This window comes from Streptobacillus felis, from assembly GCF_001559775.1.
GTDB lineage: Bacteria > Fusobacteriota > Fusobacteriia > Fusobacteriales > Leptotrichiaceae > Streptobacillus > Streptobacillus felis.
On sequence record NZ_LOHX01000322.1, the window covers coordinates 1 to 10452 of the forward strand.

The window sequence follows — 10452 nt, forward strand, 5'->3', positions numbered from 1 at the left end:
TATTTTAAAAAGTTATAGCTATTGTGTCAATGAAATCAAAAAATGGACCATATACCAAACAAGATTAAAATCCTGTATTTATGGTATTTAGTCCATATTTTTTATTGTGTGCATTTCATTGTAAACATTACCAAATTTTTTAAGGGTGTAAATAGATTAAGTAAATACGTTAATTAACAAATGTATATAATTATATGTGATTATACGTTATTAAGGAAATGTAATGCAACTTTTATATATACAGAACTTGCAACTAAAAGAGATCTTTCATCTATATCAAATTCTTGGTGATGATGAGCCCTTGTGGTATATGGTTTATCCTCATTTCTACTACCTATTCTAGCAAAGACTCCCTTTGTTACAGCTAGGTAATCAGCAAAGTCTTCTGCTCCTAATGTTTTTGGTACATTAGTTACTATATTTTCTGCTCCGATTAATTCTGTTACAGCTTCTATTGATAATTCTATTGCTTCATCATCATTTATTAATGGATTAGCAGCATTATAGTTTTCAAAAGTTGCTTCACAGTTATGTATTTTAGCTGTTAATTTAGATATCTCTTCTACCTTTTTTAGTATATATTCTCTAGTTTCATAATCAAAAGCTCTAACAGTTCCTTCAATGTAGGCATCATTTGCAATAATATTGTATCTAGTTCCTGCTCTTAGAACACCTATACCAACTAAGCCTTCTTTTAAAGGGTTTAATTGTCTTGCAACAATGTTTTGTATAGAAGTCACTATATTACTTGCTGCAACTAATGCATCTTTTCCTTTGTGAGGTGCACAAACATGTGCACTCTCACCTATTACATTTATTTTGAATATATCGCATGATGCATTTGCTGGACCCTTTGTTAATCCAACTTTACCAACTTGAATAGAAGAATCAAGATGTATACCAAAGGATAAGTCTACATCATTTAAGTGACCATCTTTAACAAATATTTTTGCACCTCTCCCTATTTCTTCAGCTTGTTGAAAAGCAAATTTAATAGTTCCAGAGAATTTATCTCTGTTATTATTTAATATTATACATGCAGTTAAAAGTGATGTTGCATGACCATCATGTCCACATGCATGTGAAAGTCCTTGTTTTTTTGAAGAATATTCACATATTTTTTTATCTTCTATTTCTAGTGCATCTATATCAGATCTTAAAAATATTGTTTTATTATTACCTTTTTTCTCACCTTTAATAGTTGCTAAAGTACCTGTATCACCTACTTTAACAAATTCAATATTATTTTCTTTTAAGATATTTTGTATGAATTTTGCTGTTTCATATTCCCTAAGACTAGGCTCAGGATTTTCATGTAAAAATCTTCTATTTTTTATTGTAAATTCTTTTAGTTTTTCTACTTCATTTAATATATTCATAAATTCACCTCTTTTACCAAGCAGTAACTGAACTACCTTTACTTACTCTATTTATTATTTCTTTAACTTCATCAGTTTGGAATGCTTTTACAATTTTTAGATAAGTTTCATTATCTTTATCTTCTTCTCTTGCAACTATTATATTTATATATGGTTTAGATTTTTCATCTATTTTTTCTAAGTATACAGCATCTACTGTAGGTGTTAATCCACTATCAACTGCAACACCATTATTAATTACAGCAGCAGCAACATCTTGTAAAGATCTTGCAGTTTGAGAAGCATCTACTGGAACTATATTTAAGTTTTTAGGATTTCCTTCAACATCTTTTGGTGTTGGGAATTCTTCAGCATCAGCTTTTAAAGTTATTAACTCAGCACTTACAAGTAAGTTTATTGCTCTTGCTTGATTAGTTACATCATTTGGTATAACTATAGTATCTCCATCTTTTAATTCAGAAACATCTTTAATTTTTTGAGAATACAGACCTATAGGTGCTATTACTGTATCTCCTATTGGAGTTAAGTTTGCATTTTTTTCTTTGTTATAGTTTGATAAAAATATTCTGTGTTGGAATGCATTTAAGTCTATATCACCATTTAACAACGCATCATTTGGTTGGTTATAATCTGAAAACCTAACAATTTCAAGTTCTATATTTTCTTTTACTAATACTTCTTTTAAATAATCCCAAGTTTCTGAAGATGAACCCACTACTCCTACTTTTACCTTAACTGTTTCACTTTTTCCTTCTACATTAGCTTTATTACCACCACATGATAATAATGCAAAACCTAATACAAATACTAATAATCCTTTTAATAAATTTTTTAACATAATTTCCTCCTAATTTAATGACTAATTTTTTCTATTATTTTATTTCCTATATATTGTATTAAAAATACTAATACTAAAATTATTACTGTTGCTACTATAGTAATATCATTTCTGTACCTATAATAACCTTGTGAGATTGCTAGATTACCTAGTCCTCCTCCACCTACGGCACCTGCCATAGTTGTTAAAGACAACAGGCTAATTAGTGTAAGTTGACTCACTCTAACTATTCCTATAAGTCCCTCTTTTAAATATACGTGTAATATTATTTGAAGTTTTGAATAACCCATAGATTTAGCAGCTTCAATTATACCTTTATCAACTTCTAATAGTGCATTTTCTACCTGCCTTGAGTAAAATGGAATACATGCAAATACTAAAGGAACAATTGCAGCTGTGGAACCTATAGTAGTACCTACTATAAATCTTGTTACACTAGAAAGTAAAGCTATTAGAATAATAAAGGGAATGGATCTAGAAATATTAACTATTTTATCTAAAATAGAATAAATTTTCTTATTCTCTAGTAATCCTCCATCTTTGAATAATACGAGTATTACCCCAAGTATTAATCCAAGTAAACCAGCAACTAATGCAGCTATGACTGTCATATATATAGTTGACTTAGTTTCTATTAAAAAATCATAACGTATATTATATGCATTTTCAAAATATTTAAACATAATTAATCACCTCACTTTCTAACTTTATTTCTGATATTAAAGCTCCTACACTTTCTAAGTAGTTTACAGCTTCGTATATATGTTCTCCTTCAAATACTATAATTAAATTACCAAGAGGTTTATTAGAAATGAATTCTATATTTCCCCAAAGTATATTAGATACCACCTTGTATCTTGTATATATATTATTTATTATTGGTTCTGTTGATATTTCTCCAACATATGTAAGTTTGAATAATCTCTTTGTATCATTTAATTTAATGTCTAGTTTAGAAAGAGATTCTATTAATCCCTCGTTATTATGTATGGAGTTAATGAATTTTTGTGTAATTTCATTTTTAGGATTTGAAAAAATATCAAATACTGTACCATTTTCTATAATGCTACCTCTATCCATTATAGCGACCTTATTACATACATCTTTTATTACACTCATTTCATGAGTAATAAGTACTATTGTAATTCCTATTTCATCATTTACTTTTTTAAGTAATTTAAGTATTTGTTTAGTTGTCTGAGGATCAAGTGCTGAAGTAGCCTCATCACATAATAGTATTTCTGGATCATTTGCAAGTGCTCTTGCTATTGCAACTCTTTGTTTTTGACCACCAGATAATTCTGATGGATATTGTTTTTCTTTTTCTTCAAGGTCTACTAATTTAAGTAATTTTCTTGCCTTTTCAATTTTTTCATTTTTTGTAAGTTTTGTATTTCTTAAACTAAAGACAACATTTTCTAATACATTTAATGATTTAAGTAGATTAAAATGTTGAAATATCATACCTATTTTTTCTCTTTGCTTTCTAAGTTCTTTTTCATTTAGTTTAGTTATATCTTCACCCATTATTAATACCTCTCCACTACTTACATTTTGTAGTAGATTGATAGTTCTAACTAGAGTACTTTTACCTGCACCACTAAATCCAACTATTCCATATATGTCACCTTTATTAATTTCTAAATTTACATTTTTTACTGCTTCAAATTCGTTAAATACCATATTTACATTATTAAGTTTTATCATCTTTCTCCTTTCGTTTGCAAAAAAAAACAGGCACCTGTGTGCCTGTTAATTATCTAGTAGTGTTAGGCACACGCGAAAAAGCTTGTGCCCTTATTGGCCAAGCTTACGTATGCATCATCATTACATTAACAACTACTAAATTTTTCATATATATTTCCTCCGTATTTTTTTATTTACTGTTATATTACCATATGAATTAATATATTTCAAATATACATTATTAATATTAGTATATATTTAATTAATGTATATAAAAAAGTATTGAAAAAACTATAATATAGTGGTACCATTTATTGAAAAGAGAGTTACTTGGTAAATAATATATCAAGGAGAAAATATGAAAAATATTACAAAATTATTATTAGTATTATCAACAGTTGCAATGGCAAAAGAAGTTGGAGTAGATTTAAAAATAGGTGCAAATGCAGGACTTTATAAGGATATGGCGAAATATTCACAAGTTGTAGTGCATAACAATAATGCTTTAATTTACAAAAATTATTCATCTTTTAAGAACTTAGGTGGAGAGGTATATGTTAAGGCAATAAAAGATTTAAATGTAAAAGAAAAATTAGGTGTAGATATTAAAATTGGAGGAGGAATTTCATTAGAAGTTTCAGATGCACCTAGATTAAATGAAGGTTTTGTTAATAAAACGGCTTCATCACCTTCTTTTCCAACTAGGGCAGTAAATGCATCTGATTTCTTAGATGAATGCCAAAATGATAATAGTTGTAAACTTTATGATAGATTAGTTGAAATATCAACTAATGATAATGGTGCAAATGAAAATGAAAAATACAAGAAAGAATCTGATGAAGGAACTAAGAAATTCATTGAGATTGCTAAAGAAAAGAAACATTTTCATCTTTCAGCTTATGGTAGTTTAGAAGTATCTAAAGAAGTAATGAAGGATGTTAGAGTATATGGAGCCTTAGATTTAGGTGTTTCATCTATATTAAATAAGGATGTTGAACATACTTTTAGATTTGGTGGAGATAAATATCAAGATAAATTTACTTTAGATAGAAATAGAATATCACCTAAAGTTAAAACAAGTTTTGGTGTAAATTATAAGTTCCTTGACGTTGAAGTTGGAGTAGGATATCCAGGTGTAGTTAACCTTGGAGTAGGAGCAAGATTAGGATTTTAATAAAAAAATTGGATGATATTATCATCCAATTTTATATTTTCTTAACAAATTCTGATTTTAAACTCATAGCTCCAAATCCATCTATTTTACAATCTATATTGTGATCTGAATCTTGTACTAATCTAATATTTTTAACTTTAGTACCTATTTTTAGATTATTTGATGAGCCCTTAACTTTTAAGTCTTTTATTATAGTAACACTATCACCATCTTTTAGTATATTTCCATTAGCATCTTTTACTATGAATTCTTCTGTTTCAGTTTCATCTTTGCTAAATTCGTAAGAACATTCAGGGCAAATATATATGAAATTATCCTCATATACATATTCTCCTTTACATTGCGGACATTTTGGTATCATTTTTTCACCTTCCCTTCTTGTTTATTATATCATAAAATAAATATATATGGTATAATATAGTGAATAAAATAGATGTTTGAAAGGGATAGATTATGATAGATTTTACATATAAAAATGATGCTAAGTTAATATTTGGTAAAAATTCTATGCAATATTTTGAAAAAGAAATATTATCTTTAGGTAGTAAATGCGTTTTAATGTTAAGCAGTGGATCATATATAAAGGAATTGGGTATATATGATGAAGTAGTTGAAGTTACTAAAAGAAATAATATTAGACTTATTAATGTTTGTGGAATAGTTCCTAATCCTAGAGTTGAATTGGTAAGGGAATATATAGAAATATGTAAAAGTGAAAATGTGGATTTAGTATTAGCTGTTGGTGGAGGTTCAACTATGGATACTGCAAAAGCAGTTGCAGTAGGTGCTAAAACTGATATAGATATTTGGGAATACTTCCTATATAACCAAGTACCTGAGTCAGCATTAAATATAGGGGTCATTTCAACTTTTGCATCTAGTGGTTCTGAATGTTCAAACTGTTCTATTATTTCAAATATGGAATATAAGCTGGGGTTAGAAACTGATTTAATAATACCTAAATTTGCTATAGTTAATCCTGAATATACAAAAACATTACCAATAAATCAGCTGTATATAGGTATCTGTGATATTTCTTCACATTTATTAGAAAGATATATAACTGGTGTAGAAAATGTTGATGTTACAGACTATATGATAGAGGGTATGCTTAAAGCTCTGATTGTAAATGCAGAGAGATTAATAAAAGATCCTATGAATATGGATGCAAGAAATGAAGTTTCACTACTTTCAATTTATGCTCATAATAATATACTTGATTCTGGTAGAATGTCAGATTGGGCATCTCATAGAATAGAGCATGAACTAAGTTCTGAATATGGAATTATACATGGTGAGGGTATGGCAGTAGTTTTAGTTGCGTATATTAAATATATGTCTAATCTAAAACCAAAAAAATTTGCTCAACTTGCAAATAGATTATTTAATGTAGATTATGCTCATTTTAATTTAGAAGAAATGGCTCTAATATTATCAGAAAAATTAGAAGATATATATAGAAGACTTGGGTTAAGAACTAAACTTAAAGAATTTGAAATTGACAATAGTAGATTTGAAGAAATGGCACTTAAGGCTACTAAAAATAATAGGAATAAAATAGGCCATTATTATCCTTTAGATAAAAATGGAGTAATAGGAGTATTGGAGTTAGCTATATAATATGAAAAAATTAATAAAAGGAAGGAGAGGTGTGATACAGTTAAATAATTAACTATAATCATACAATAAAGAATTGAAAAAGGCATTGATAGTTGGAAGTTTAAATATGGATATTACAGCAAGAGTGGACCAATTACCCAAGCTAGGTGAGACAATATTTGGAACATCATTTTATAAAAGTTGTGGAGGTAAGGGGGCAAATCAAGCTGTAGCTATATCAAAAATGGGGATTGAAACAATAATGTTAGGTATGGTAGGTAATGATAGTGATGGTTACGAATTAATAGAGAATTTAAGTAAACATAATATTAAATCATCTGTAATAGTATCTAATGAAATAACTGGTAGAGCAATAATTACAGTTGATAATAATGGAAATAATAATATTATTGTTATTCCAGGTGCTAATTTTAAAATTACAAAGAAAGATATTGATAAAAAAATGGATATTATAAATGAAGTAGATGTAGTAATATTACAGAATGAAATACCTTTGGATATTACAAAATATGTTTTAAAAAAATCAAAAGAATTGAATAAGATTACTGTGTTTAATCCAGCACCGGCATATAAATTTGAAAAAGAAATATATGAGAATGTTGATTTTTTAATACTGAATGAAACAGAATTTGAGTTTATATTTGATGTAAAATATAATGATACAAATGCCATATTATCAATTAAGGATAAGTTTGGTATTTCAAATTTACTGTTAACATTAGGTGAATTAGGTTCGATTTTGTTCACAAATAATAATATATTAGTTCAAGAGGCACTTAAAGTTAAAGCTATAGATACTACTGCAGCAGGAGATGCATTTATAGGATCATTTATTTCTAAAATAATTAATAATAATAGTTTAGAAAGTGCTTTAAAATTTGCAACTACAGTATCTGCTATAGTAGTTACAAAAAAAGGTGCACAAGAAAGTATTCCAACATTGGATGAAGTTAATGAATATATAATAGGGGTAAATTAAATGAGCCCCTATTTTATTGCAAAAGAAGTCATTTTTTGATATAATGATTTTTGAGACAATATTTTGAAAGGAGAAGTGTGATTTAATCACATGATTAATATATGAAAGTAATTATTGCAGGAACAGGAGCTATGGGTGCAACTTATGGTTCAATGTTAAAAAAATCAGGGAATGAGGTTATTTTCTTAGATCTATGGCAAGAAAATATCGATGCTATAAACAAAAATGGCATTAGTTTTAAAAACATTGGTGTAGAAGAAACAATTGAGGGTAAAGCATATTTACCATCTAGCTACAATGAGAGTGCAGATTTAATAATAGTATTTACTAAATCTATGCAACTTAAAGAAATGTTAAATGATATTAGACATTTAATTTCTGAAAAAACAAGTGTATTATGTCTTTTAAATGGATTAGGGCATATAGATACCCTTAAAGAATTTGTTAAACCTGAACAAATTTTAATGGGAGTTACAGTTTTAACAGCTGGAATGAAGGGTCCTGGAATTTTTGAAGTTACTAACTATGGTAAAACAGAAATTCAAAATATAGTTGAAGAAGGAAAAGAAAATGCATTAAAAGTTGTAGAATGTATTAATAATTCTGGATTACCTACTGTATATTCTGAAGATATCTTATTCTCTATATGGAGAAAAGCATGTATTAATGGAACTATGAATGCATGTTGTGCTCTACTAGATTGTAATATGTTACAATTAGGTAAAATAGAAAAATCAAGAGAATTATTAGGTAAAATAGTAGAAGAATTTGCTTCAGTTGCTAAAAAAGAAGGAACTACTCTAAATGTTGAAGAAATTACGAACTTAGTTTGTTGGTTTACTACTGAGGAATTTCAAGGCGTAAAACATTATCCTTCTATGCATCAAGATTTAATTCAAAAAAGAAGATTAACAGAAATAGATTATTTAAATGGTTATGTATCTAGAAAAGGTAAAGAATATGGTTTAGATACAAGTTTTTGTGATTTAATAACTATATTAGTACATGGAAGAGAAAGCGTTTTAATTGGAGGATAATAATGAAAGATATGAATATGAAACAATTTATAATGAAAGTATTAAACGGAACAGCTATAGGTATAGTAGTTGGTTTAATACCTAATGCTGTACTTGGAGGATTATTCAAATACCTTGCAGCATATCATCCAGTATTTGGAACTATGGCACAAGTTGTTGCTGATATACAATGGCTTGTAGCGCCTATGATAGGGTTCTTAGTTGGTTTACAATTTGGATTTAATCCTATGAAATCAGCAATAATAATGTCAGCTACATGGATAGCTTCAGGAGCTTTAGTTAGAGTAGATGGAGCTTTAAAAATTGGTTTAGGTGATTTAATTAATGTTATGTTAGTTGCAGGTATTGCAGCTTATATTACTATGTTATTAGGTGAAAAATTAGGTTCACTTACTATAGTATTACAACCAATAATAGTAGGAGCAGGGGTAGGATTTCTAGGATTATTAATGTTACCTTATGTACAAAAACTTTCTACAGCTATAGGTAATGGTATTAATTCTTTTACAACATTACAACCAATATTAATGTGTATATTAATAGCTATGTCATTTTCTGTACTAATTGTCTCTCCTATGTCTACGGTGGCAATAGGAATAGCGATAGGTCTTTCAGGCCTTGCCAGTGGAGCTGCTAATATTGGAGTTGCAGCAACAGCAGCAGTATTAGTAATAGGTTCATGGAAAGTTAATAAAGCAGGAGTTACTATAGCAGTAGGTATGGGTGGAATGAAAATGATGATGCCTAACCTTGTTAGAAATCCTATTATGTTATTGCCTATACTTACAACATCAACTGTTGCAGGTTTAGCAGTAAGAATTTTAGGTATTACAGGAGATAAAATAAGTTCAGGATTTGGATTTGTTGGATTAGTAGGGCCGATAAAAGCTATGAGTGAGTATGCAGCAGTTGGAATTACAGGAATGACAGCATTAATATATATATTAATTGCATATTTAATCGTACCATTTGGTGTTGCTTTAGTTTCACATATTGTATATACTAAAGTATTAAAAATATATAAACCTGAAATATATAAATTTGAAAATTAATACGAAATGTGGTTTTGAGAATACTATTCTGAAACCACTTTTTTATTGACAAAAGTATAAATAAATGATAACATTAGTTAATAAAATCACAAAAATAGAAAGGAAGTGTTAATTATGAATAAAACATATGCTTTATGTCTATTATTAACATCTCTTTTTTCATATGCAAACATAACAGTAGATGGAAAAACTAATGTATATGTAGAAAAGAGTAATAGTGATGTAGATATCATAAATATTTCAACTCCAAGTCCTAAAGGTGTAAGCCATTCAACCTTTAAAGAATTTAATGTAAGTGAAAAAGGTGCTGTAATAAATAATGCAAAAAATATTGCAAGAAGTAGAATATCTGGATTAATAAATGGAAATAATAATATAAAAGACACAAGAGCAAAACTTGCACTTCTAGATGTAACAGGATTAGAAGAAAGTAAATTAAAAGGAATACTTGAAGCATTAAGTAAAGATAAATTAGATGTAATACTTTCAAATCCTAATGGAATAACACTAGATGGTGCAAGTTTTTTAAATATACATAATATGGCTTTAACAACATCAAAACCAATAATAGAAAATGAAGAAATAAAAGGATATAACAAACCTAAAGGAAACATCAAAAGCTTAAAAGAACTAAACACAGATTAGAATTTAGAGATAATAGCAAGTACCTTTAAATCAGAAGGAGAT

The 10452-nt window shown here is 28.0% G+C and carries 11 protein-coding genes; 6 read left to right on the forward strand and 5 right to left on the reverse strand.

Features of this window, described 5'->3' with window-relative positions; genetic code table 11:
• Positions 1-200 precede the first annotated feature (200 nt).
• The 4 genes from AYC60_RS07665 to AYC60_RS07680 are packed head-to-tail and all read right to left on the reverse strand — an operon-like array spanning position 201 to position 3924.
• Complete coding sequence (locus AYC60_RS07665; protein WP_067323224.1) at positions 201-1379, reverse strand: amidohydrolase; 1179 nt, start codon at positions 1377-1379, stop codon at positions 201-203.
• Between the two features lie 13 nt (positions 1380-1392).
• The gene (locus tag AYC60_RS07670) at positions 1393-2217 is read right to left on the reverse strand and encodes a MetQ/NlpA family ABC transporter substrate-binding protein (protein ID WP_067323227.1); all 825 of its coding nucleotides are present in this window, start codon (positions 2215-2217) and stop codon (positions 1393-1395) included.
• A gap of 14 nt (positions 2218-2231) precedes the next feature.
• A complete protein-coding gene (locus AYC60_RS07675) occupies positions 2232-2900 on the reverse strand; it encodes a methionine ABC transporter permease (protein WP_067323229.1) in 669 nt (222 codons plus the stop codon).
• Positions 2893-3924 carry a methionine ABC transporter ATP-binding protein gene (locus tag AYC60_RS07680; RefSeq protein WP_067323232.1) on the reverse strand — a complete coding sequence of 344 codons (1032 nt, stop codon included), beginning with the start codon at positions 3922-3924 and terminating at the stop codon, positions 2893-2895. The genes AYC60_RS07675 and AYC60_RS07680 overlap by 8 nt, the downstream gene beginning before the upstream one ends.
• Positions 3925-4261: 337 nt before the next feature.
• Here AYC60_RS07680 and AYC60_RS07685 point away from each other — a divergent pair, with 337 nt between their 5' ends.
• Positions 4262-5077, forward strand: coding sequence for a hypothetical protein (locus AYC60_RS07685; RefSeq protein WP_067323235.1), 816 nt, complete (start codon positions 4262-4264; stop codon positions 5075-5077).
• Between the two features lie 31 nt (positions 5078-5108).
• On the opposite strand, the gene AYC60_RS07690 is transcribed toward AYC60_RS07685, so the two are convergent.
• Entirely contained in the window at positions 5109-5438 is a 330-nt protein-coding gene (locus tag AYC60_RS07690; RefSeq protein ID WP_067323237.1) for a zinc ribbon domain-containing protein YjdM, read from the reverse strand.
• A gap of 92 nt (positions 5439-5530) precedes the next feature.
• Between AYC60_RS07690 and AYC60_RS07695 the strand changes: the two genes are divergently transcribed.
• The 5 genes from AYC60_RS07695 to AYC60_RS07715 all read left to right on the forward strand — a co-directional run bounded on the left by AYC60_RS07695 (position 5531) and on the right by AYC60_RS07715 (position 10410).
• Positions 5531-6697: an iron-containing alcohol dehydrogenase gene (locus tag AYC60_RS07695; protein WP_067323240.1), complete on the forward strand. Its 1167-nt coding sequence runs from the start codon at positions 5531-5533 to the stop codon at positions 6695-6697.
• Positions 6698-6782: 85 nt separating this feature from the next.
• On the forward strand, positions 6783-7676 hold the full coding sequence (gene rbsK, locus AYC60_RS07700) for a ribokinase (RefSeq protein WP_269146655.1): 894 nt from the start codon (positions 6783-6785) through the stop codon (positions 7674-7676).
• A 101-nt stretch (positions 7677-7777) separates the two neighbouring features.
• Positions 7778-8713: a 2-dehydropantoate 2-reductase gene (locus tag AYC60_RS07705; RefSeq protein ID WP_067323245.1), complete on the forward strand. Its 936-nt coding sequence runs from the start codon at positions 7778-7780 to the stop codon at positions 8711-8713.
• A 2-nt stretch (positions 8714-8715) separates the two neighbouring features.
• On the forward strand, positions 8716-9765 hold the full coding sequence (locus AYC60_RS07710; protein ID WP_156447708.1) for a PTS transporter subunit IIC: 1050 nt from the start codon (positions 8716-8718) through the stop codon (positions 9763-9765).
• Between the two features lie 114 nt (positions 9766-9879).
• Positions 9880-10410 carry a two-partner secretion domain-containing protein gene (locus AYC60_RS07715; protein WP_067323249.1) on the forward strand — a complete coding sequence of 177 codons (531 nt, stop codon included), beginning with the start codon at positions 9880-9882 and terminating at the stop codon, positions 10408-10410.
• Positions 10411-10452 lie beyond the last annotated feature (42 nt).